This window comes from Polaribacter vadi (assembly GCF_018861005.1).
In the GTDB taxonomy this organism is placed as follows: domain Bacteria; phylum Bacteroidota; class Bacteroidia; order Flavobacteriales; family Flavobacteriaceae; genus Polaribacter; species Polaribacter vadi_A.
In genome coordinates this window covers 168,553-194,661 of sequence record NZ_JAHKQL010000015.1, presented here as the reverse complement: position 1 = coordinate 194,661, position 26,109 = coordinate 168,553, and the positions used below count along the sequence as shown (strand labels likewise).

Sequence of the window (26,109 nt, the reverse complement as noted above, 5' to 3'; positions counted from 1 at the left end):
ATATTACAACTTAATTATATACCTGTTTGATTTACACCGTCTACAACTCTATTTCTAAATCCTAATACATCATTTGCAGTATAATTAACTCCTAGAGATTCAAAAGAATAGTTTAGTGTTATTGTACGAGTTGCAGGATCATAAAAAGACCCACCATCATCTGTTATTGCTATAGCTCCTGTTACACTTTCTATAGTAATTGTATTATCATCTGCAATTACAAGATTCATTTTATCATTATTTCCTCTTAAATTAGCAATACCATCACATTGAACTGTTGTAGGGTTTATCATAGTTATTGATACACCCTCTAAAACATCACCAGAATATTCAATTGTTTCTGAAGTAGTTCCGTCATTTTTTACATATTGTCCATTCTGAAAATAATTTCCATACAACTGATTTATATAAGAAAAGCTTATTACAGTAGTTTTAAGATTAGCTAAAATAGAATCTGCTTTTACAACATTGTCTAACTGAAACCCTAAAGCATAATTATTACCTAAAGACATAGCATCGTTTAGATAGTTTATAGAGTCTGCCTTTACATAAACAAAACCTTGTAATTTACCCGCAGAAATAGTAATTTTATTGTCTACAACTGCATTCCCTTCACTATCAACCAATTCATAATAACTATCAGGTAATACTGTATACCCTGCATCAGTTACTAAATCATCATTTAAAGAAAAAGTTATTTCTACATTTTCTGTATTTTCTAGTCTGCCTCCTAAAACAGCACCTACACCAATTATCATGCCTTCATCCATAATAAAAGTTCTGTCTATTTGTTCTTTTGGTAAATAAACTGAAGTAAATTCAAACTCATTCTCTAAAAAATCTTCATAAGCACAAGAACCAAAACTAAATGTTATTAATAATAACAGCGTTAAATATTGAATTATTGTTAATTTATTGTTTTTCATAATCTTTAATCTTTGTTTGTTTACCACCCTGTATTTTGCTCTAAATTAGTATTAATCAATAACTCGTTATAAGGTAATGGTAAATAATAATTTTTTTCTCCATATATTCTACTTTCTACATCAATATTTTGATAAGTAAAAGTATCATCTGCATTTTTTACAACTTTTACCCCTTCTATATCTTCTGTATTAACTATATCTTTCCATCTTCTTAAATCATGGAATCTATCACCTGTAAAACATAATTCAATACGTCTTTCATTTTTAACTAAAGCTCTAAAATCAGATTGTGTAGATGCAGCTGCATCTAAAAAAGGATCTACAATAATACCCCCTCTTTGTCTTACTCTTGCCAAAACTTCTTTAGCAGAATAGTTTAAACCAGCAGGAATTAAATTTGGATCTCCATAAGCTTCGTTTAATGCTTCTGCATATATTAAGTAAATATCTGTTAAACCCAATTGTACATATACTTTAGGTAATGTTGTTGTAGCACTAACTGTTGCAGGATCGAAATCTAAATTGCTTAAAAATTTCTTTAAATAATACCCTGTTCTTGTTCCACCACTTTGGTTAAACCCTCCATAGTAATCTTGACCTCCTTCATAAATTTCTAAAGGAGAGAATTCACTACACGATTCTGATGTAAAACACTGATCTTGATTATAAAAAACAAATTTATAAAACCTATCGTCTCTTGAAGCATAAGGCGTGTTAGCATCATAAGTACTTGATGTATTATCTATAGGATATCCTCTAGCATCAGGAAAAGCATCAATTAAGTTTTGTGATGGATTTACTTGACCACTTCCATATAATGATGGTGGGTATAATCCTTTTTCTAAACTATTATTATTAAAACCATTACGCATTCTCCATATATGATCTGGATTATTCTGTCTACTAAAATTAAATGCTTGTAAAGATTTTAGACCTCCATTTTGTTCAATTAAATCATGTGCATATTGTGCTGCAGTTTCCCATTTTGTTGCATCATTTGTTGGATTAAATGCTGGACTAGCAGCATACAAAGCTACTTTTGCTTTTAAAGCATAAGCTGCTAAACCACTTGCTCTACCAGTTTGTGTAACATCAAAAGCAGGATTGTTAGCTGCTGTACCTGTATATACAAGAGGTAAATTTTCTATTGCCACCTCTAAATCTGCTATAATTTGAGCCACACACTCATCATAAGTATTACGAGTTAATTCTGCGTACTCTTCATTTTCTAATGTACTATTTACAATAGGAAAACCTAACATTGTTCCACTACCTGAAGGACCACCAAAAACTTTTAACAACTCCCACTCTGCCCATGCTTTTAAAAAGTGAGCTTCTCCATAATACCTTGCAATTGTTCTTTCATTTAAATCAGCTTGAGCTGGATCTGGGTTAAAAATTTGCCCTTCATTATGCACCAACTCAATATACTGAAATATTTGTCTCATATTATGGTAAGATTGCTGCCACACATATCCATAAGGATTGTCTACTGAATTCCAATTACCTGTTACTAAATTTGTTTGTGAAGAATTTTTTACAGCATTATCTGTTAAATATTCAATAGAAAAATCATTAAAATAATTAAATGAATAATCTGAATAAAGATCATCTATAATTCCTCTAGATTTACCTATAGTTTCTGTAATCATCTCTTCTGTATTGTATTGTATTTGATCTTCTAAAAAATCACTACATCCAAACATACCAAGCGTTAAGGTAAAAACTATTACTATTTTGCTTTTAAATTTCATCTTATTATATTTTTTTACCATTGGTTGATTAAAAATTCATTGTAGCTCCAATTACAAAACTTCTCATCATTGGATACTCAGACAATCCTGCTGCTGGATCTTCTGGATCTAAGTCTTTAAGTTTACTAAATACCGCCAAATTGCTACCTCTTAAAAACAACTTAACATCTTTAATTGGTGTTTTAGACATTACTGATTTAGGTAAAGTATAACCTAACTCTAAATTAGAAATTCTAAAAAAACTTCCATCTACAATCCAATAATCTGAATTTCTGTAATTATTAACACTTTGCAGCGTACTTAATCTTGGATTTTGATTTCCATTAGGTAAATCGCTATTTACACTACCATGATAAGTAGCTAATCCGTAATGTTTATAATATGAATAACTATTTAGGTTAATATCATAATCTGCAACACCCATACCAACTACATCTAAGTTTAAGCCTTTATATTTAAAACCTACATTAATTCCGTAATTGAATCTTGGTGTATTGTTTCCAATAGCTCTTTGATCTCTAGCATCAATTACGTTATCATTATTTTGATCTACATACCTAATATCTCCAACTTGTACTTCTCCAAACTGTGGTAATGCATCTCCAATATTTTCTGCAGTAAATAAACCATCACTTACATATCCCATAATTCTATCTTCTGGCTGCCCTTCTGCTAGCCTATATTGATCTGGATAAGGTACTTCGTCAATTTTTTCACCAATAATTTTATTATATCCTGCATTAAAACCTACACGATATTTAAAAGGTTTTTCTGTTTCGCTAAAAGTTAAGTTTGCATTAAAACCTTTATTTCTTCTTTTTTTAAAGTTTAACATCGGTAAATAAGTATCATTACCTAAAGCATCTGCATATAAGGCACTTGCTTTTGTTAATTGACCATCAATTAAAATATTAAAATAATTAAACGAAATATCTAATTTTTTCAACATTTTTAATTCAATACCAGAATAAAACTGATTATAAACTACCCAATCTATATCTTCATTAGCAACATTTGCTAATCTAAAACCATACTTACCTTGTGGTGTATTACTTGTTCCTAAATAGATAGTTCCATTGTTACTACCACCTCCCCAAGTATCTAAATAATAAAAAGTAGAAGCTGTATATTCTGTTCCTATTTGACCATAAGAAGCTCTCAATTTTACGAAATCGAAAATATCATTATCCTTTAAAAAATTTTCATTAGAGGCAACCCATGCTAAACCAACAGTAGGATAAAAGCTAGTTCTGTTACTATTTATAAACTTAGAACTGCTACTCATATTAGCATTTGCAAACATGATGTATTTGTCTTTTAAAGAATAAGAACCATTTAAGTTAACTGTAATATTTCTATTATCTGGAGCTGAAGCTGCATTATTAGGTTGATAATAAAGTAAATGGCTTAAATTTAAATTTAAAACATCTGTTTCATTAATATTCTTAGCATAACTTAAATTTCCACCATAACTTATAGTAGTTAAAAAATTTGTGTTAGACCTGCTCACACCAATCTGTACACTATTACTTGTATGAGACCTTACTGATAAGGAATCTAACCCTTGTTGATCTTGTAAATATTCTAAAGTATATAACCCTGGAGTATTATTAGAGATTAACGATTGAGCATCGAATGTTCTCATCATTAAATAAGTGCTATATTTTAAACCTGGAACATAGTCTTCTAAGTCAAAATCTAACCCTAAATCAAAAACTAAATTCGCTGTATAATCAGTTCTTATACCTCCTGCTTCTAATTCAGCCAACAAATTGTTGCTATATTGATTATTTACTACATAAGCAGAGTCACCTACTTGTAATGGAAAAGCATTTGCAGGTACGTTTGAAATCCATGAAAAAACTGTGTTAGGGCCTAAAACTGCTCTTTCGTTTTCTGTAAATTTACCATAAACACTTGCGCGAACATTTAGTAAATCGTTTACTTTTGTATTAATTTTAGTTCTAAAGTTAATATCTTTACCTTTAGTGGTTCCAACAGATTCTAACCCTTCATAGCCTGTAAACCCTAAAAAAGCACTATAAGAAGTTTTTTCATTTCCTCCATAAATTCCAATAGAACCATATTGAGAAACTGCAAGATCAGATACAAATTCATCTTGATAATCTACGTTAGGGTATTTAATAGGATCGCTTCCATTTTCATAAGCATTAATAGCTTCTTGGCTGTAAACAGTTCCAAAACCATCATTTGTTGATGCTTGATTTATAACTTTAGCATACTCTGCTGCAGAAAGTAAATCTGGCATTTTTGTAGGCATATTAACAGCTCCTTGGTAATTTACCTCAATATTAAACTTGGTAGGTTTACCTCCCTTTGTAATTACATAGATTAGTCCATTATCTCCTAAATTTCCCATCAGAGAATTAAATGTACCATCACTTAACACTAATACTTCTTCTACCTCTCTTAAATCTACTTGCAAACCTCTTGGTTGCCCATCTATTAAAATATAAGGTGTTCCGCCATTTAACACATAAGTATAGGCTTCTGAACCAGAAATACTACTAGATTTTATTATTCTTAAACCAGGTACTCTACCTCTTAAGGCTTCTGATAAATTATCTCCTGCAGTTTGCCTAAGTTCTTCACCAGAAATGCTAAAAACTGCACCTGTGGTTTTACTTAAATTAAAAACACCAAAAGGGGTTTTTAAAATTCTATCGTTTTCTATTTTTAATGAATCCTTTTGAACTAGGCTGCTAGGAGAATTGTTTTGCGCAACTCCTAACTGAATTGTTAGTACATAAAGAAAGCCAAAAATAAAAATTTTTAATTCTGATATGATTCGTTTCATCTATTACATTTGTTTTTTAAGTTCTTCATTAGTTCAGTTTATATTTTCTTAAGAAAAAGATAATTTTACCATCCAGGAGTTTGCCCAAATGATGGTACTGCTTCTAATTCTGAATTTGGTATTGGCCACCAATAATTTTTTTCGTTAAAAGTTTTCTTTAAGTTATCTTGCTCAACATTCTCATAACTAAATCCTGAAGGATAAGTAGCTGATACTCCTTGCCAACGCATTTCTAAATATTCTACTTTTAAGTTTTCTTCTAAATGCGCTACTTTCCATCTTCTTAAATCATCGTATCTATGTCCTTCAAAACAAAGTTCAATTGCGCGCTCATTTCTAATTCTTTCTCTTAGTAATTCTTTAGACCCACTATATCTTGAGTCTATATTCGGCATACCTACTCTATTTCTAATCTTATTTACAGCTTCAAGTGCAGTTAAACTTGCTCCAGGAGCTCTTCCATTTGGCCCATAAGCCTCATTAGCAGCCTCTGCATAATTCAAATAAACTTCTGCCATTCTAAACACAATATTATTAACATAAAAATCTAACGAAGCTGTAGAACGATACCAATAACCATTAGGAACCCATTTTCTAATACGATAACCTGTTAAATTTTTAACTTTCCAAAGAGCAAGAGATGAACTGCTTAAATCTAAACCTCTATTACCTTGTTCGTTTACCACTGCTAAATCAATAATTCCTGTTGCATTAATAGGACCACTTTGTACATGTGTCCATGGAACACCATCAAATAAAATAGCATTGTAAAACCTTGGATCTCTATTGATAAAAGGTTCTTGTGGATTGTAACTAGGGTCTTCGTCTATTGGTAATCCATTTTTAGTTTCAAATTTATCTACAAAATTTGCCAAAGCACCAATACCTGCAGGTTGTCCATTTCCTTTTAAAATATCAAAACCAGTTGTTAATGCCAATCTAGGGATAGGAATCGTACGGCTTCCTGTAAGAACCGTATTTAGATTTGCTTCCATATGTATAACTTCACTAGGAATAGCTTTACTAGCTCCTGGACCTACAAACAAACTTCTATAGGGTTGTAATTTTTCTGGTTCTGAAACAAACAAATCTGCTCCATCATGATCTACCTCTAAATTAGCTGCTGTACTAGCATCTGCTAAAGTATACAGGCCATTACTATTGGCAAATTCAATTAAATCTGAAGCTGCTATTGCTGCATTGCTCCAAGATTCAGAACTACTACTTGTATTAACTAATGGGCTTGCTGCAAATAAAGTTAATCTAGATTTTAAGGCCATAGCAGTTCCTTTTGTTACTCTACCAAGATTTGCTCCTTCCCATTCTTTTGGTAATAATTCTATTGCAAAATTTAAATCTTCTAACATATCTGCATAATTACTTTCGTAACTTTCTCTTTCTGCTGTAATAGTTTCGTTTACTTCTATAGTGTTTTTTAAATAAAGTAAACCTCCATGTCTCTTTGTTAAAATATGATAGTAAAAAGCTCTTAAAAAATAGGCTTGACCTTTTAAGCCATCAATTTCCTCTTGATTACTATTTTGTATAAAATCTGCATTTTCTAGAAAAGTACTCGTTATTCTTATTCCTCTCCAACTAGTCTTATATCTTCTTGCAAAAACAGGAGTAGCTTGAGCATCTAAGCCTTTATTCATTAAACTTGAATAATCTCCTTGAGCATACAAGCCATAATTTTCTGGATGCTGCTGATTAATTCTTCCTGGATAACCTTCTCCTCCCATAGTCATAGCAGGCAACCTATCTGTAAAATTACCTATTTGATTACTCACTTCTGTAGTTAGGTACCCATAAGCACCATCTAAAAAATTTGTAGCCAAACGTACGTCTGTAAACACAGCTTCTTGGTCTAATCCATCAGCTCCTTCTACTTTATCTAAATAATCCTCACAACTAATAAAAAAAACTGCCGTTAATAGTATTATTATATATTTATTTTTTTTCATGATTATTAATTTTTTTATAAACTCACATTAAGTCCTAGATTAAACCTTGATAAAACTGGGTACGACCCTGGATTATTACCTTCTGGATCACCATAATCTATGTTAGATATCGTGAAAATATTATTACCACTCACATAAACATTTAACTTACTAATATTCTTAACGTTACTTACATCAAAATTATAACCTAATTGTAAACTTCTTAGTTTGATGTAATCTAAATTAACAATACGAGCTGTAGAGTTGGTTAAGTTGTTAGTATTTAGAACATGAACAGCTGGGTAAGCTGCATCTGTATTTGTTGGTGTCCAATAATCTAACTGACTATATCGTCCTGTAGGGTTACCTCCAGGCAATGCATATGCTATATTTGTATTAACTAGTCCTTTATGCCCAGAAATTCCATTTAACAATGCACTTAAATTCCAAGATTTATAATTAAAATTGAAATTTAAACTAAAACTATGTTCAGGAGAAGCTGGTAAATCGTATTTAACAAAATCATCGGTATCACTTGCTACCACACTTCCATCAGCATTATAATCTACATATCTATAGTCTCCTAAACCTGGACCACCTGCAAAATCTGGGTAATTTACTACTTCATCTATGTTTTGAAAATATCCATCATCTTGTAACAAAGCAGTAGTTCCTGCTGGTTTTCCTGATAATTGGCTATATTCTGGAGTTCCAGCTCCATCAGCAACACTTTTTAAGATTCTATTTTCATTAAATCCATAAAAACCTGTAACAGAATATTTAAAATCTCCTTTTATATTCCCTTTATATGTTAAGGCAACTTCATATCCTTGTCTTTTTGAAGCTCCATAGTTTTCAAAAGCTAGGGTTGCTGTAGAACCATAAAACAAAGGAACAATTGCACTACTAGGTACGCCTATTAACCCATCTCTTTTTTCATTAAAGAAGTCTACAGTACCTGATAATTTATTATTAAAGAGTCCAAAATCAACACCTAAATTTTGTTTAGATACTGTTGCCCAAGTTAATTCTGGGTTTCCTATTTGTGTTTCTCCAATAATTGTAAGTAATGGATTTATATCTTCTCCAAAGAAATAACGACTTCTTAATGTTGTACTAGTTATATTTTCATAATAACTTAAATACTCCCATCTACTACCTCCTAAGCCTGCTTTAGAACCGGTTTCTCCATAAGAATATCTGATTTTAAAGTTATTAAGTGCAGGAATATTCTTTTTAACGAAATCTTCTTTCGCTAAGTTAATCCCAGCTTCAATAGATTTAAAAAACTTAAAACGATACCCTTCTGCAAAAGTTTCATCTCCATTGTAAGTTCCACTAACCTGAAAAAAGTATTTTGACGCATAGTTATAAGTAAACCTACTTACCCAATCTTCGTTATAATAAGGAAATGTAGTATTAATAATTCTTTCGTTTCTGCTAAAAAGCCCCATACCTGTTACATTGTGCTTACCAAAAGATCTTTTGTAGTTAAGTTGTGCTCTGTAATAGCTTATTTGTTGGCTGTAACTTATTGACTCATTACCTTCTGTATATGTTCTACGTTCATAGTTTCTACCTTCTGTGGAAATCCAAGTACCATCAGTATTTAAATAATAACGATCTAATCTTGGCCCATCATATATATATTTTCTTACAGTATTATAATTACTTACATAATTGTATTTTCCTGTAAAAGAGAGTCCTTTAGTAATAAAATCTAAATCTTGTTCTAATTCAAAATCCATAGAAAAAACTGTCTTTGTATTTTGCTGAGAACCAGTATAATTAGCATTTAAATCTGCATACATATTATAATCATCACTACCAGCTCCTGTTCCTAGCCTCCATTCAGATATCCCTGGATACAAAGGGTCTGCAAATAACTCCATTACTTCTGCTGGATAAATAGGTGTAGTTAGTGGAGAAGCACGATATAAGTTTAAGAAACTAATACTACCACTACCTGGTTGATTTGTGTTTTCAAAACGAGTACTAACACTTGTTTTTAAACGAGTAGTTTTACTTAATGTAAAATCTAAATTTCCTCTAAAAGAATATCTCTTAAAATCAAATGCTGGGTCAAAATTAAAAAGTTTTTCTGTTTTGGTAATATCACCTTCCTGCAAATATCCTACAGAAGCATAGTATTTTACCAAATCTGTTCCTCCTCGCATACTAAGGGTTTGATTTAAACTAGTAGCATAATCTTTAAGCACTACATCTTGCCAATTAGTATCTGGATAAAGATATGGAGAACCTCCATTTTGCCAATTTATCAAATCTTCTGGATCTGTATACCCAGACGTATAAGCTTGGTCATTTAAAACAGCATCATTCAATGCGCTTAATCCTGAATAAGCATTTAACATATTTGGCCTATTATTTAATGTTTTTACAGCAAATTGACTAGAAGAACTAAACTTAGGTGGTCCTATTTTACCACGTTTTGTTGTAAAAATTATAACCCCATTTGCTCCTCTAACTCCATATACCGCAGTTGCTGCCCCATCTTTTAGAACACTTACATTCTCAATATCTCTTGGATCTATATTGGCAATACCACCAACAATTTCAACACCATCAACAAGTATTAACGGATTTGCATTTCCACGAATATATATCTCACCTTCATCAAATCCTGGTTTTCCAGAAGATTGCACTATGTTAAGACCAGGTGTTATACCACTTAAAGAATTTACTACATTAGGAGAACCTGCTTTTACAAGATCTTCTCCTTTTATTTGGCTAATTGCACTTAAAACACTTTCTTTTTTTTGTTTTCCATAACCAACAATCACAATTTCATCAAGATTTTCTGCATCTTCTTCCATTGTAATATTGATACTCGTTTTTCCATTTATTTTTATCTCTTGAGTCTTAAACCCTAAATAAGAAAAAACTAAAGTAGAATTTGGAGCTACTTCTATTTGATAAACACCATCAAAATCTGTAATTGTTCCATTTTTTGTTCCTTTTTCAATAATACTTACACCAAGTAATGGGATTCCTCCAAAATCTTTTACAACACCTTTAATTATTTCTTGAGAAAAAGACCCCCAAGAAATGGATAATAATAGTAATAATAAGTTGAGTTTTTTCATAAATTTAAATTTTCTGAATTAATAGAATCTTGAAATTTTACAGTCATAATAATTAAAAGTTTAAATTAAGTTTTTTGATTAATTATTTCATTAGAAGACTTTTCTTCCTATCTATATATCTATATTAAATTGATAGATATGTGTGCAATATTAACACTATATTAAGAATGAAATTTCTCAGAATAGGGTTAAAAATGTTGCTTTTAAACAATACACCCCACTATAAATAAGCCTTTTAGACAATACTTCTAATTATTTTATGAGAATATGACTAACTTTATCATATATTTCATATTGAAAGAATTTTAAGAGTTCAAAATACCTTCCCAACCTCTGTTTTTAATTTCTTTACCAACCTCTCTTAAAACTTTTACATCTTCTGGATGCATTTCTCCTGAAGGTAAAGGCCCTGTATTTAATAATAAATTTGCTGGGTAACTTGCTGCTTTTTTTAACATAGCTATTACCTCTTCTTTATTTTTGTGTTTTCCGTCTTGAGTTTTTGTGTATCCCCAACCTTTACGTTGCAAATGGTCACAAATTTCTAAAGGTGTTTCTGTACTACCTTTTTTAAATTTACGTTCTGGTGCTAAAAAATCTTCTGTACCAATCATTCCTTGTTTATAAGAAACCAATGTTTGTGGTTGTTTAGAGTGAATTAAATCGTACAATTCTTGAAGTTTAAATTTATTTCTGTCTCCAGAAGCTGGCGTAGAAAAACCATCTAACCAAATACCTGCTATTTGAGAGTAATTAGTTAATAACTCATCTACTTGATTGGTCATAAACTCTAAATACTTTTCTAAATGATGTTCATCTCCATATTTATAGAAAGGTTCTTTAGTTTTGTATTTAGGTCTTGCTGCACCTCCCCATTTATCATTATTTGGTGCATGCGGATGTTGCCAATCTCTACCATGAGAATAATACAAGAAAAAAGCTAATCCTTTTTTATTACACTGCTCAGAAAGCTCTGCCACTAAATCTCTTTTTGCAGGAGAATTTGTGCTTTTAAAATCGCTATATTTTGTATCCCACAAACAAAAACTATCATGATGACGCGTAGTTAAGTTGATGTATTTCATACCTGCTTCTAATGCTAAATCTGTTATAAAATCTGCATCAAACTTTTCTGCGGTAAATTTGTCTTTTAGTTTAGCATATTCTGCTACATGAATTTTTTCGTTATACATTACCCACTCATGTCTTCCTAAAATAGAATACAATCCATAGTGAATAAACATCCCATATTTAGCATCTTTAAACCAATCTATAGATGCTTTACGAGGATCATTTGAAAAAGTACTCTTATAATCATTTAAATAATTAGGCACATTACTGGTACTCATTATGCTTTTGCAATTTGTCATTAAAAGAGCTCCTGCTGTTCCTAGTGCAGAAAGTTGTATAAATTTTCTTCTATCTATCATAAGAAAAGTGATTGTTTTATTAATTAGTTTAGTGTTTCGTTTTTTTTATTTTTGATAAATCTACCCCTTTAAAATATTTATCTAAAGTGTATTTAGGTTGTTTATCATCTGGTCTTTGCTTTAGTTTTTTATAATCGTACTCCATTGGAAGAATCTTTTTTGGAGACATGTTTGCAGTATCATCTGAACTTTGATACCAATTTGCCATTAAATTTGACAATTCTTCTACTTTTGTTTTATTCTCTATATTTTCTGCTAGATTATTTAACTCTAAAGGATCTTTTTCTAAATTAAATAGTTGTTGATAATTTTGATTTGGGTATGTAATTAATTTCCAATCTTCTGTTCTTACGGCTCTTACCGTATTTCTATAGGCAGTATATAAAGACTTACGTGTTTCTATATTTTTCCCTTTTAGTAAAGGCGCTAAATTTTCTCCATCAATATTTATTGGTAGTGGCAATTCACATAAATCTGCTAATGTTGGAAAAAGATCGTATAAATAAACCAAAGCGTTCTTTTTTTGATTTTTGTCAATACCTGGACCACTAATTATTAAAGGCACTTTTACACTATGCTCGTATAAATTTTGTTTTCCTAATAGACCATGGCTTCCTATTGCCAAACCATTATCTGAAGCAAAAACAATAATGGTATTATCGTATAAATTTTGAGCTTTTAAGGTTTTAATAATATCTCCAATTCTATCATCCATATGACTAATTAATGCATAATAATCTGCTAAAGATTGACTTATTAGTTTTGGTGTTCTTGGCCAAGGACCAAGTGTTTCGTCTCTAATATTCATATTATCAAACTTAAAAGGGTGCCAACCTTTAAAATTACCTGGAATAGGAATTGCATCTTCTTTATACATGCCTATATAATCTTCTCTTGGTGATCTTGGGTCATGAGGTGCATTAAATGCAACATAACAAAAAAATGGTTTTTCTGTTTTTCCTTTTGCATAATTATTTAAATATTCTAGAGTTGCATCTGCAATTAAATCTGTAGAAAAACCTTTTTTAACTGGTTTTGTTAAGCTACCATCAGAAGTTAAATTTCTAACTGGAGCATTGTAATGATCTGCCATCCCCATTGTCATAATATTTTTGCCCTTATCAAAACTTCTAACAAAGCTAGAAGGTTCGTTATGCCATTTACCTGTACCAAAAGACTCGTAACCAAACTCGCCAAAATATTCTGGCATTGTTTTTACGCCTTTTAATTTATCATACACATGAAAAAGACTTTTTCCACTCATTAACATTGCTCTACTTGCTGCACAAACTGCCCCATGGTTTCCACCCATTACATAAGCGTTTTCAAAACGTGTTCCTCCTTCTCCAAGTTTATCTATATTTGGTGTACTTATATATGGATTTCCACTTGCCCCTATAGCATCTGCTCTTTGATCATCAGTAAAAATGAATAAAATATTAGGTTTCTTTTTATCCTCTTTCTGTTTATTTTGATTTGTTGCACAACTACTTAAACTAAGTATACTGATAAGAATTAACGTTCTAATTATTATGTTTTTCATGTTTTTTTTTGATGATTTAATTTTGAAATGTATCTGTTCTAAAAGGTCTTGCTGGTAAACCTATTTTATTAACCAAGTTAACATCTGGTTTTGCAGAAAATGCATAACGCACATGTAATGGTTTTTCTACACCTTCTGCTTTTATGATTACTTTTTTACCTTTGATAACTGCTGTTGCTTTATGCCATTTTTTATTTTTATCAGAAATCCAAAAGCCTCTAGGAACTTTTGCATCATTAGTTGTTAAGCCTTTTGCATCAAAAAACTTTATAATAATTTTATTCTTTCTTATTTTATAATTTTTGAAAATAGGTCCATTAAACAAACCTTTTTTATTAAAAGTTACTTTTTCTGCTAAAAGAGCTATTCTTTTACCTACAGGCAACTTATCACTTGGATGAATATTAAAAGCTTTCCCTAAATCTATTGTTGTAACTACAGATACATTTTTTATTTTATCTAATTCAAATTGAGATGCTCTCATCCAAGCCCAAGATTTTTCTGTTGGATTTTCTGCATCAAAACGTGGTTTTTTGTTTGTTTTACCAATATAACCAGGTAATGCTACTACAATAATTTCTAAAGGAGATTGTTGCCATTGATTTCTTAGATAATCTGCCCAAAAAGTAAATGTTTCTTTATATTGAAGCATTGTTTCTTTTGTTTTTGTGTTTGACTCTCCCTGATACCAAACAAGACCTCTAGAGGTGTATGGTATAATAGGGTTCATCATAGCATTGTAAAGAATATTTGGTTGCCTTCTTAAAAAAATATCATCTTCCCTTTTTCTTTTCCCTTTGGTGTTTAATATTGATTTTATTTGTTGATTTTTTTCTTGGTCTGCATCAAAAGTTTCCATTATTTCATTGAAGTGAGGTAATTGTTTTGTTGCCTCTCTTGGCAACCAACCTTCTATAGAAGAACTACCCCAAGCTGTTAGAATAACACCAACAGGAACGCCTATGTTTTTTTGTAAGAAATATGAAAAAGAAAAAGCAACAGCACTAGAAGGATTTTTTAAAGCCCAAACTCCGTTTTGAATATTATCTTGTTTTTGAAACGCTACAGTTTGAGGCATTTCAAAAGTTCTAATATTTTTTGATAGTGCATCTAATTTGTGAATTTCTTTAATTTTTTTATGAGGCCATACCATATTAGATTGCCCAGCGCAAATCCAAACTTCACCAATCATAACATCTTTAAAGATTATAGATTCGTTTTCTGAAGTTACACTAAATTTAAACGGACCTCCTGCTTTAAATTTTGGTAAAACAGCTTTCCAATTTCCTTTAGCATCAGAAACAACTGTAATCATTTTATTATTTAAAGCTACGTTTACTTGTTTACTTGGTAAAGATTTACCCCAGATATTAATTGGCATATTCCTTTGCAAAACCATATGCTCTTGAAAAAGAGATCCTAATTTTAAATCATTAGAAAACAATGAAAGTGAAGAAAATAATACCGTAAATAAAAATAATCGATTTGTAAAACCATTTACAGCCTTCTTTTGTAACGTCATTTTTTTGTTTGATTGAATGATTAATCTTTTGGTACTCATACAAATGTATAAATAACAAGGAAATATAGAATCGATACAAATATCAACTATGGGTAACAAATGTTGCAAGCATAAAAAAATCGTCTAATAATAAATGATTTAGACGATTTTTGAAATTATTTTATCTAAAATGAACACATTTTAGACAAAGAAATCTTTTAACTTAATTAACAAGAATTTCATCAATTAAAACTACCCTATCTTCTAAAGATTCTATTTTAATAGTATTAGCTCCACGATCTATCATAATTGGAATTTTTACTTTTTTCCAATTATTTGCTACATTTTTAGTATTTGATAGAAGTTGCTTATTATTAATCACTTTTCCGTTTACTGTTACTTTAACAAAAGCACCAATCTTATTTTTGTTGTTTGTACTATAACGAATAATTAAATCTGCATTTCTTGCACCTCCGTCATTTTCTTGATACCAAGAAATTGACGCTTCTTTTTTATCAAAACGTACAAAACCTTTACCGTTAAAGTTTTTTCCTTTAGATGAAATAGAAGCATTTTTTAGTGTTGCTTCTTCTGCTTGTTCTCCAATATTAGCATTATTTACAATAGTCTCATTCCAAGTAAAGCCTTCATTTTTTCCGAATTTTTCTTCTAAAATTTGAATAGTTTTTCCATCAACAACTATTAAAGCTTTTACTGTAGTTTCTAAATCAACAGTAAAACTTCCTTTATATTTAGTTGATTTTATTGTTGGTATATCACCGTTTGTAGTATAATAAACTTCAATTTTTGGATTGATTATATTTCCTCTTAAATTGATAATCTTAGTATCTATACTAACTTTATTAGATGTGATTAATTTTTTTTCTCCTAAAATAGAACTAGCTAATAAATTAACAGCTCCTTTATTACTTGTTGCTGCAATATAAGCACGTGTTAATCCGTAAAAAGCGATTCTATTATTTGGTCCAACATGTTGTTCTACATCTACTGGACTTCCATTATCTAAAGCTTTTATTTTACCTGCTCCAAAAACATTAAAATAAGTTCTATTTTCTCCATAAGGATAAAATTCACCTTTATCATCTGTAGTGGTTACGCGTACTTGCACTATGTCATCTTCAATATCACCTAAAGCAGCTCCATCAACAGATAATTTAATTTTTGATGGTTGATTAGCTGTTCTTATAATTTCTTCAGAAACTACTTTTCCTTCTTTATAACCTACCGCTTTTAAAGTTCCTGGTTGCCATTTTACCAGCCATTGACATTGCATTTTATCCCATGCTTGCCCTGGTTTTTGCCTACCCAAAGAAACGTTATTAAAAAACAATTCTACCTCATCTGTGTTTGAATAAACCCAAACCGGAATTTCTGTATCTAAAGCCACTTTTGGATGCGTCCAATGTGGTAAAATATGTACCATTGGCTTTTCTGTCCATTGACTTTGATATAAATAAAATAGGTCTTTTTCAAAGTTTGCTAAATCAATTGCACCTCCCATAAATGCTTTAAAAGGCCAACCACCATGAACGTAACCAGCTTCTCCTATATAATCATAACCTGTCCATCTAAAAGAACCTGCATAAGCAGGGATATCTCTTAATTGTGCTATATTTAATCTTGATGAAACTCTTACAGTAGCATTGTCGTAACTAGAATTAAAAACTTGTTTTCTGTTTGTTTTATTTTCTAAAGCTGTCCAATCATGAGTAAAAACTTCTTTCTCTGTCAAATCTTGAATAGGATAAACATTTTTTTTCAATCCATCTCTATACCAAGTTTTAGTTCTGTAATAACCTCTAACTTGCCAAGTATGTGTGTTTTCTGTACCTATAAAAACCTTTCCTTTTTGCTGTTCTGATAGGTTTTCCATATATCCATTTCTTTCACTACCTCCATTTACTCCTAAAACATTCATATATTCCGAACTTGAGTGACCAGAAGTTACAGGACGTGTAGGATCTAAAAGATTACATGTTGCTACCAAATCTTTTGCAATTGCTCCTTTAGTTTCGTTACCAACACTATAAATTACAATTGATGGATGATTTCTATCTCGTTTAATCCAATCTGTTAAATCTTGTTTCCACCATTTATTAAAATGATGCGCTCCATAATCATTTTTTGCTTTTCTCTTCCAACCATCAAAAATTTCATCCATCACCAACATTCCTAATTCATCACAAATGTCATAAAACCCTGGTGTTTGTGGGTTGTGTGCAGTTCTTATTGCATTTACACCCATATCTTTTAATTGTTGAACTCTAAACTTTAAAATTTTGTACGGAACTGCTGCCCCTAGAGCACCAGCATCTTGATGATTACAAACTCCTTGTAGTTTTACATTTTTACCATTAATCCACATTCCAGATTCTGCAATCCATTCAATATCTCTAACACCAAATTTGGTCTTTACAACATCAACAACTTTACTACCTATAAAAACCTCGGATTTTAAAGTGTATAAATAAGGATTTTCTATAGACCATAATTCTGGGTTTTTAATCTCTAAATCTAAAGTTACTAATCCTTCTTTTTCTAATTTTATTTTGTCCTTATTACAAGCAACTACAACTCCATTTTCATCAATAATAGAAGTAATTAATTTTACTTTTTTACGATTTTCTTCTTTTGTAAACAACTCAGCTTCTACAAAGACTTTATTCCCTTTGGTTTTGATAAAAATTCCATCTCTTTTAACATGTGTATTATTTTTAATATCAATCCAAGTATGAGCATAAATTCCACTACCAGTATACCAACGTGCAGAAGGCTGTTTATCATTATCAACACGAACTGCAAAGGTGATTGTTTTTGATGTTTTAGCAATTTTACTAACGTCATAAGCAAAAGAAACCCAACCATAAGGTCTTGTTCCTAATTTTTGCCCATTTGCCCAAACTGTACTATTCATAAAAACACCATCAAAAGCTATTTCTATGTGTTTTCCTTTCCAATTTTCTGGAACTGTAATCGTTTTTCTGTACCAACCAAAACCTGCTGGCAAATAACCTGCACCTGCACCCATTGGGTTGTTTTTATTGTACTCACCTTCAATACTCCAATCGTGAGGTAAATTTAAAACTCTCCAAGAATTATCATCAAAAAAAACCTTTTCTGCACCAGTAATATCTTGTTGAATAAACTTCCAGTTTGCATCAAAACTAATTCGTTTTATATCATTTTTAGGATTTTCATTATTTGCAAAACCCGAAAAGATAATATTAAATACAAAAAGAAATATTAAATTTTTAACACGCATATTATTTAAACTTTTAATGTGAATAAGAACAATTCTATAATAAAAAAATAGCGCTTACTTTTAATAAAATAAGCGCTAAATATAAATTACTTTCCGCTATTTAAAGGTTCTATTGTATAACTATAATTTAGTTTTTTCGCTTTTATTTGATATTCTTTATGAGGCATTTTACCCCAACTATTATCTCCACCAACACCCATTTGTCCGTAATCGATATTAATATTTACCAAATCACGTTTTTTAATATCTGTTGTATGACGTTGTTGTTTTTTTGCACCAGCATCAAAATCATCATTATATTGATGATGTGCACTAAAAGAGATTAAATCTGAAGCTGTTATTTTTATTCCGTTTCCTGCATTATTTGTAAATGTCACCCAACGTGTATCTGTTTTATATCCATTTTCTTGCGGACGAATATACTCGAAGTACAAATCTTCTACAGGAGCTTTATACAAACCAACTAATGCAGCACTTTTACGATCTTGGTAATTTTCAAAAGGACCTCTACCAAACCATTCTACATTGTTGTAATCATTTTTCACCACAAAATTATTTCCGAATCTTGGTAAAACTGGTGTTTTATCTTTAATATCAGAAACATTTGTATTTACTAAAATCTTTCCTTTTGCATCAATTGTATAATCGATTACCAAAGTTCCTTCTACACCACTTAAATGATAAGTTGCACTAACTAAAGTTGTGTTTGCATCAATATTTTTACTTTCTATTGATTTTAACTCTTGATTATCGGTTGCTTTTTTCCAAACATTTAATTTCTTAGACATATTGTAACCAAAGTCATTATCTGTTGTTGGTCTCCAAAAATTAGCCTTAATTCCGTTTAATAAAATATTTCCATTTCCGTAATCTAACGAAGTTAATTCTCCGTTTTCTTTACTAAAAGATAAATTAAATCCATTTCCTGAAACATCTATAGTTGCATCTGTTACATCTGCTTTTAAAGAACCATCATTTTTAGAAAAAATAGTTTTAGTTTTAGGATTATAAACTTCAAATTGTTCGTAAGCAGCTGTATGACCCGCAGCAACTAAATCTGTAGCTGTTTTAGTCTTTGCATACACATTTAAATGATATTCTGCCTTTGCATCTGTTAATTTAGGCAGCTTAATATTTACTTTTTTCGATGTATAAGGCGCTACATTTAAAACTGGTAAAGTTCCGTTAGCAACTTCTTCTCCATTTTTAAGTAATGTCCAAGAAAAATCTAGTGTATTTAAATTTGTAAAATCATAAATATTTTTGATTTCTATTGTTCCTGCTTTAATATTTACTGCTTTAAATTTAACATACTGATATACTTTTTTAACTTCGTATAAAGCAGGATGTGCTGTTCTATCTGGGTTTACAATTCCGTTTAAACAAAAATTATTATCATTTTGTAAATGACCAGCACCCAAGTCTCCTCCATAAGCCCAAAAAGCTTCTCCTTCTTCGTTTTTAGTTAAGATTCCTTGATCTACCCAATCCCAAATGAAACCACCTTGCATAATATCGTACTTTTCGATAACGTCCCAATAATCTTGTAAATTACCTACACTATTACCCATTGCATGCGCATATTCGCATTGAATTAAAGGACGATTAGGATTATTTTCTGCATACTTTATCATTCTTTCAATTGGCCAATACATTGGTGCTTGTATATCTGTATTTGCGTATTGTGTTGCACCTTCATATTGTGTAGGTCTTGTTGCATCTTGCTCTTTTAACCACTTATAAGTTGCAAAAAAGTTTTCTCCATTTCCTGCTTCATTACCTAAAGACCAAGTTACAATTGATGGATAATTTTTATCACGCTCAAACATTCTAACAGTTCTATCCATGTGCATTTCTTTCCATTGAGGTAAATATGCTGGATGCACTGCTTGGTCTTTTTTATTATTATTTAAACCTTGGTTTGTTGTTCCCATTCCGTGTGTTTCTATATTCACCTCATCAATTACATAAAAACCATATTTATCTGCCAATCTATAAAAATGTGGATTTTTAGGATAATGACTACAACGAATGGCATTTAAGTTATTTTCTTTCATCACCTTTAAATCTAATAACGTTAATTCTTCTGAAATTACATGACCTTCGGTTTCACTATGATCGTGTAAATTTGCTCCTTTAATTAAAACTGGCATTCCGTTTACTAAAAACTGATTGTTTTTAATAGCAATGTTTCTAAAACCAACTTTTATAGAAGTAGATTCTCCATTTACACTTAACAGAAGCGTATATAAATTTGGTATTTCTGCATTCCACGTTTTTACATTTTTAATAATCTTATCAAAACTAACCGTATTTCTACCTGTAGATAATTGTACTTTTTTTGAAGTAGTATAAATTTCTTTATCACCATCTAACAATTGTACTTTTACTTCTTTTTCTGTTGCTGTATTAGAGTTATTATCAACCTTTACATCAACTTTAAAAACACCATCTTTATAATTGTTTTGTAAGTCTGATGTTACTCTAAAATCTCTTAAAGTTACTTTATCAGTAGCATACACATACACATCTCTTTCTATACCACTCAATCTCCAAAAATCTTGATCTTCCATATAACTAGCATCAGACCAACGTAATACTTGTACAGCTAAATTGTTTTTTCCTTTTTTAACAAAATCTGTTATTTTATATTCTGCAGCAGTTTTACTACCTTCATTATAACCCAACATTTTACCATTTAACCAAACATACATTGCTCCACTTACACCTTCAAAATGCAAATACATATCTTTTCCATCCCAATCTTCAGCAATTTCAAATTCTTTTTTATAACTCCCATTACTATTGATGTTATGAGGAATATAAGGCGGATTTGCAGGAAACATATACGTTCTGTTTGTATAAACAGGAATTCCATGTCCTTTTAATTCCCAATTAGATGGCACTTCTATGTTATCCCAATTAGAAATATCAAAATCTGCTTTATAAAAACCTGTAGGTCTTGCTTGTACACTATCTGCATAATAAAATTTCCAAGTTCCGTTTAAAGATTGATATAAAGAAGAGTTTTTCCAACTATCATTTTTTAAAGCTGATTTCTCATCAGTATATCTATAAAAAGACGCTGTTGGTTCTTCTCTATTGATTTGGAATATTTCTGGGTTTTCCCATTCTGGATTTTCCCATTTGTCTGCAACATAAATTGGTTTTGTGTCTGCTTTATCACAAGAAGCTAAAGATGCCAATGAGATAATAATGATTAATAAAGCTTTTTTCATTTTAAAAAAATTAGTTGGTTTTATATATTTCTTTTTAATCTACAATTTGATTTACAACTGTGCTCTCTATCTGTCTTTTCCCTTTTAACACAAAGGCTTTTATAGCATATTTAGACTTTTCTTTTAATTTTGATAAAGGGATCAATACTTTAAACTTGTTAGTTTTTTCGGTAATTTTTTCTCCAAATATTTTAACATGTTCTACATTTAAATAAGATACATTGTTAAGAATTACTCCGTAAGAATTTTTAGGATTTAAAGTGATTTTATGCAAATTCACTTCAACTAAATAACCGTCTTTTTGTTTTCTAACAATCTGAATATTAATTTCTGAGTTGCTTTCTAATGATAATGCAGTAGCTGTATTTGGATAAAAATTACTTTCACCAACTTCTGTTTCTGCTTTAACTGTGTAATAATATTGTATTTTATCTTTTATTGAATTGTCAATAAAAAATGTGTCTTTTACCTTACTTGCAATTTTTGTAAAATCATGCAATTTTGTGCCTCTATAAACATTATAACTAGTATTGCTTAACACCTTTTTTTGCGGAATCCATTTAACAGCTATGGAAGTTTCTGTTTTTTTAATTGCAGATACATTTCTAGGACTATATGGCACTCTATACGAAACTAAAACTGTTTCTTTTTTTGATGGTTTACTTTTACCCAAACCATTACAAGCTGTTACAGTAAAATTGTACTTTGTATTGTCTTTTAAATTTTCTATTCGATAGCCAAAAACATTATCCGCATCAATTTCAATATCTTTATTGTTTTCGTCTTTGTAGTTAATTATATAATTTTTTACATCTGAAACACTTTGCCAAAAAAGCGTAACTGTATGATCTCTTCTAGATACCTTAAAAATAGTTGGAGTTTCCGGCTTTTTATAAGTTGCAAAAACACTGTTAGATAATGCACTATTTTTATCACTATTTAAAGCTTCTATTTTAAAAAAGTACTTTTTATTTTGACTTACTTCTTTTACTAAAAAACTATTTTGACCAGAAACTTTAATTGTTTTTGATAAGTTTAAAGCATCTGTTCCGTAATAAATCTTATAAGAAGTTGCCTTTGCAATTTCCCCCCAATTTAATAGAATTCCATCTTTTTCAACAGAAGCATTATAAATAATTGGTTGCTCTAAAGTATAATTATTCGTTTTCCATTTAATCACTGATAAGCTAAAAGGTTTTACAGAAATCAATCCATTTTTAAACTCCGTTGTTGTAATATCTGGATTTCTAACTGCAATGGAATTTGCTGAAATATAGGAAGCAAATAAATCACCTTTAAATATTTTATCATCAATTTTTAATTGAAATTTATTAGCTTGGTTGCCTCTGTTACTAATTATTAAATAATTAAAACCATTATTTCCTTTGTATGATTGCGCAAACATTCCATCAACTTTGGTCTTTTTTAAACCATCAACCAAAACCATTTTTTCTAAATCTGTTTTAAAAACAAACTCAGAATTATTAACGGCTTCATTATAAATTTTATACGCCTTACCTTCAATATCTCTTCTAATTCCTGTTGAAATAGTATCTGTATCTATAGCAACATTATTTTTAAAGGCATCTTCTATTACTTGGCTGTTTTTATGTAAGGGATAATACTTGTTACTTACTTCATGAGCTCCTATATATTGTGTGTTTTTATGTTCTAATTGACGCATTACATATTCGATATTATAAATACCAGAATAAATTCCGTTTAAAGGGCTATTCCAAACACCAAACTCTGTAATTACCATTGGCACATCTTGCCAAGTGTAAGCTTCTATTTGCGTCATAGCTGCTTTAGAAGTTGCTTCTAATAATTTAGTATTTGCTCGTTTATAAGCTTGTTCTCTTGTTTCTTTTTTGCCTGTATGTGGTGCGTAAGAATGTTTAGAAAACACATTCCAATAAGCACCTTTTTCTTCTTGATACTTATTAATTTCTTTCATAAAAGTCCAAACGCCATCCCAAGTATAGTTAAGAGTTAGTTGTGCATCAGGAAAAATTTGTTGAATTGCATCTGCATAAGGTTTCATTTTGGCTGCATAATCATAACCATCATTCCACCAATATCTATTTCTGTTTGGTACATAAAAATAAGGCTCGTTACAAAATTGCCAAACCTCAACTTTTATATTATTGTTTTTACAAAATCTAGCCAACTCTAAAATCATTTCTGGTGATTCTGCAAAAGCATTTACTGTTACAATTAATTTACCATTTACTTCTCTAAGTAATTTGTATAAATCTATAATTCTGTGTGGCCCTTTTACTTTTAAGTATCTATGTCCTTTTAAAAATGGTTTTGGATGATCGAACTTAGAAATGTAATCTAAATCGTATTGACCAGTAGCACTGCTAAAAGCATCGCCCATTGTTCCTGAAAAATAACGTAACCAACCAGGTTTTAATTCTTTTACAGATTTTATAAAATCTGGATGCGTATAACTCCAAACCTTATCTGCAATACGAACGTTAAACCCACTTGTTCCTTTATTTATTTTATGCCCTTGTTTTGTATTTATATTGATAGTATTTAATTTCTGAGATGAAACCGTATCAATCTGAAGAAGACAGAGCAATAAAATAAAATATGTCTTTTTTAAAAATTTAAACAACATGGATTATTAACTTTTATATTTAAAAAGAATACTTATAATTAGTAAGTTTTAGGTTTCTAATTATAAGCATGCATTTCTATTCTTTTTTATTCTAAAATGATACTTGATTAAATTTAAATACATCAGAAGGTGTCCTTGCTTCATTAAATAATTGTTTCATTTCTTCAACTATTTGTGGATGCTCCTTAGCTATATTATTAGTTTCTCCAATATCTGTAGACAAATCAAATAACTGCATTGGTGCATTAGGCTTCCTTAACACATTATATTTTACAGCTTTCCAATTTCCTTTTCTTATGGCTTGTCTACCACCTCTTTCATGAAACTCCCAATACAAATAATCATGTTGTTTTTGTTCTTCTGGTTTGTCTAATAAAGTTGGTAAAAAAGAGATTCCATCTATATTATCAGGAGTTTCAACTCCTGCAACTTCAGAGAATGTTGGAAAAACATCCCAAAAGGCAGAAACTAAATCCGTTTTTGTGCCTGGTTTAATTTTACCTGGCCATTTTATTGTCATTGGCACCCTAATTCCACCTTCATATAAATCTCTTTTTACACCTCTTAATTTACCATTACTATTAAAATATTTAGGATCTGCTCCACCTTCTGTATGAGGACCATTATCAGAAGTAAAAACAATAATTGTATTATCTTCTAAACCAAGCTCTTTAACTTTATCCATTATTTCACCAACTTGATTATCCATCACCTCTATCATAGCAACAAAAGCTGCATGAGGCTCTTTTTGAGACTCATATTTACCTAATCTATATTGAGGCCCATCATCTGTCCCTTTAAATTCTTTTTCTGGCATATATTTACTCCTATACTTATCCATAATAGCTTCAGGAGCCACCAATTCTGCATGTGGAATTATAGTTGGTACATACAAAAAGAAAGTTGTGTCTTTATTTTTTTCTAAAAATTTAATAGCTTCTGACTGAATTAAATTTGGCGCATACTGATTTTTTTGATGATTTTTATTACCATTTAAAACAATAGAATCATTATTAGACCACAAATGGTCTGGGTAATAATTATGACCTAAACGTTGGCAATTGTATCCATAAAAAACGTCAAAACCTTGTTTAGTAGGATCTCCTTCTGAACCAGGATAACCTAAACCCCATTTACCAAAAGCACCAGTTACATAACCACCTTTTTTTAATGCTTCTGCCATTGTATATGTATTTGCTGGAATTGGATGCTGACCCTCTGGATGGATTTCTTTATTTCCTCTAATTGGTGTGTGACCAGTATGCATACCTGTTAATAAAGCCGATCTTGAAGGTGCACAAACAGTATTACCTGAATAATGTTGTGTAAACATTAAACCTTGAGAAACTAGTTTATCTATGTTTGGTGTCTTAAAATTTTCTTGACCATAACTACTTAAATCTCCATAGCCAAGATCATCTGCCAAAATATAAATGATGTTTGGTTTCTTATTGGTTACTTGATCTTTTATTTTGTTATTACTACATGAAAATATGACAGAGACTATTATAGCTAAAGTGAAGATTCTAAAATTTCTTTTCATTTACTTACTATTTTTTTACATTAATATACTAATTAGCAAAACGCTACAAGCTTGCTAAGCTCAAATGTATTATTAAAAGAAAAAATATAAATATAAAAAACACCCTACTAATGTTGCAGAATTAGCGAATTTGGATAAAAAAACACCCAAATTAACAATAAAACACTATAAAATAAACATAAAGACACCATTATTTAAATCTTAAAAATGAATAAACTTTAAATAACACCCATTTTTTTACAAGGGTAAAAACCAAACTTTTTAAGTTTACATAAAACACTTTAAAAAACCATTGCTTTATTTACATTTTTTACATCAAAAAAATATAACCAAAAACTCTTTGATTATAGAACTCACACCTTTAATTGAAAAAATAACACTTATGCAACATTACCC

12 protein-coding genes are annotated in these 26,109 nt (G+C 30.3%); all 12 read right to left on the bottom strand.

Annotated features, from left to right (window positions below; translation table 11 throughout):
* Positions 1-14: 14 nt before the first annotated feature.
* Positions 15-926, bottom strand: a complete 912-nt coding sequence (locus KO506_RS07755) for a DUF1735 domain-containing protein (protein ID WP_215994325.1) — start codon at positions 924-926, stop codon at positions 15-17.
* A 20-nt stretch (positions 927-946) separates the two neighbouring features.
* Positions 947-2,680: a RagB/SusD family nutrient uptake outer membrane protein gene (locus tag KO506_RS07750; protein WP_215994324.1), complete on the bottom strand. Its 1,734-nt coding sequence runs from the start codon at positions 2,678-2,680 to the stop codon at positions 947-949.
* 28 nt (positions 2,681-2,708) lie between these two features.
* A complete protein-coding gene (locus KO506_RS07745; RefSeq protein ID WP_215994323.1) occupies positions 2,709-5,498 on the bottom strand; it encodes a SusC/RagA family TonB-linked outer membrane protein in 2,790 nt (929 codons plus the stop codon).
* A 65-nt stretch (positions 5,499-5,563) separates the two neighbouring features.
* The gene (locus KO506_RS07740) at positions 5,564-7,462 is read right to left on the bottom strand and encodes a RagB/SusD family nutrient uptake outer membrane protein (protein WP_215994322.1); all 1,899 of its coding nucleotides are present in this window, start codon (positions 7,460-7,462) and stop codon (positions 5,564-5,566) included.
* 14 nt (positions 7,463-7,476) lie between these two features.
* Positions 7,477-10,545 (bottom strand): SusC/RagA family TonB-linked outer membrane protein, encoded by a 3,069-nt coding sequence (locus tag KO506_RS07735; protein ID WP_215994321.1) that lies wholly within the window; start codon positions 10,543-10,545, stop codon positions 7,477-7,479.
* Between the two features lie 305 nt (positions 10,546-10,850).
* Positions 10,851-11,975 carry an alpha-L-fucosidase gene (locus tag KO506_RS07730; protein ID WP_215994320.1) on the bottom strand — a complete coding sequence of 375 codons (1,125 nt, stop codon included), beginning with the start codon at positions 11,973-11,975 and terminating at the stop codon, positions 10,851-10,853.
* Between the two features lie 28 nt (positions 11,976-12,003).
* Positions 12,004-13,518 (bottom strand): sulfatase-like hydrolase/transferase, encoded by a 1,515-nt coding sequence (locus tag KO506_RS07725; RefSeq protein ID WP_215994319.1) that lies wholly within the window; start codon positions 13,516-13,518, stop codon positions 12,004-12,006.
* 16 nt (positions 13,519-13,534) lie between these two features.
* Positions 13,535-15,040 carry a sialate O-acetylesterase gene (locus tag KO506_RS07720; RefSeq protein ID WP_215994318.1) on the bottom strand — a complete coding sequence of 502 codons (1,506 nt, stop codon included), beginning with the start codon at positions 15,038-15,040 and terminating at the stop codon, positions 13,535-13,537.
* 202 nt (positions 15,041-15,242) lie between these two features.
* Complete coding sequence (locus KO506_RS07715; protein ID WP_215994317.1) at positions 15,243-18,302, bottom strand: glycoside hydrolase family 2 TIM barrel-domain containing protein; 3,060 nt, start codon at positions 18,300-18,302, stop codon at positions 15,243-15,245.
* Between the two features lie 86 nt (positions 18,303-18,388).
* A complete protein-coding gene (locus KO506_RS07710; RefSeq protein ID WP_215994316.1) occupies positions 18,389-21,541 on the bottom strand; it encodes a glycoside hydrolase family 2 TIM barrel-domain containing protein in 3,153 nt (1,050 codons plus the stop codon).
* A 34-nt stretch (positions 21,542-21,575) separates the two neighbouring features.
* The gene (locus KO506_RS07705) at positions 21,576-24,131 is read right to left on the bottom strand and encodes a fibronectin type III domain-containing protein (protein ID WP_215994315.1); all 2,556 of its coding nucleotides are present in this window, start codon (positions 24,129-24,131) and stop codon (positions 21,576-21,578) included.
* 130 nt (positions 24,132-24,261) lie between these two features.
* Complete coding sequence (locus tag KO506_RS07700) at positions 24,262-25,713, bottom strand: arylsulfatase (protein ID WP_215994314.1); 1,452 nt, start codon at positions 25,711-25,713, stop codon at positions 24,262-24,264.
* Between the last annotated feature and the right edge of the window lie 396 nt (positions 25,714-26,109).

What these genes read in the sequence shown, in the direction of transcription:
- KO506_RS07755 (WP_215994325.1), bottom strand. Translation starts at nt 926, where the DNA reads ATGAAAAACAATAAATTAACAATAATTCAATATTTAACGCTGTTATTA.
- KO506_RS07750 (WP_215994324.1), bottom strand. Translation starts at nt 2,680, where the DNA reads ATGAAATTTAAAAGCAAAATAGTAATAGTTTTTACCTTAACGCTTGGT.
- KO506_RS07745 (WP_215994323.1), bottom strand. Translation starts at nt 5,498, where the DNA reads ATGAAACGAATCATATCAGAATTAAAAATTTTTATTTTTGGCTTTCTT.
- KO506_RS07740 (WP_215994322.1), bottom strand. Translation starts at nt 7,462, where the DNA reads ATGAAAAAAAATAAATATATAATAATACTATTAACGGCAGTTTTTTTT.
- KO506_RS07735 (WP_215994321.1), bottom strand. Translation starts at nt 10,545, where the DNA reads ATGAAAAAACTCAACTTATTATTACTATTATTATCCATTTCTTGGGGG.
- KO506_RS07730 (WP_215994320.1), bottom strand. Translation starts at nt 11,975, where the DNA reads ATGATAGATAGAAGAAAATTTATACAACTTTCTGCACTAGGAACAGCA.
- KO506_RS07725 (WP_215994319.1), bottom strand. Translation starts at nt 13,518, where the DNA reads ATGAAAAACATAATAATTAGAACGTTAATTCTTATCAGTATACTTAGT.
- KO506_RS07720 (WP_215994318.1), bottom strand. Translation starts at nt 15,040, where the DNA reads ATGACGTTACAAAAGAAGGCTGTAAATGGTTTTACAAATCGATTATTT.
- KO506_RS07715 (WP_215994317.1), bottom strand. Translation starts at nt 18,302, where the DNA reads ATGCGTGTTAAAAATTTAATATTTCTTTTTGTATTTAATATTATCTTT.
- KO506_RS07710 (WP_215994316.1), bottom strand. Translation starts at nt 21,541, where the DNA reads ATGAAAAAAGCTTTATTAATCATTATTATCTCATTGGCATCTTTAGCT.
- KO506_RS07700 (WP_215994314.1), bottom strand. Translation starts at nt 25,713, where the DNA reads ATGAAAAGAAATTTTAGAATCTTCACTTTAGCTATAATAGTCTCTGTC.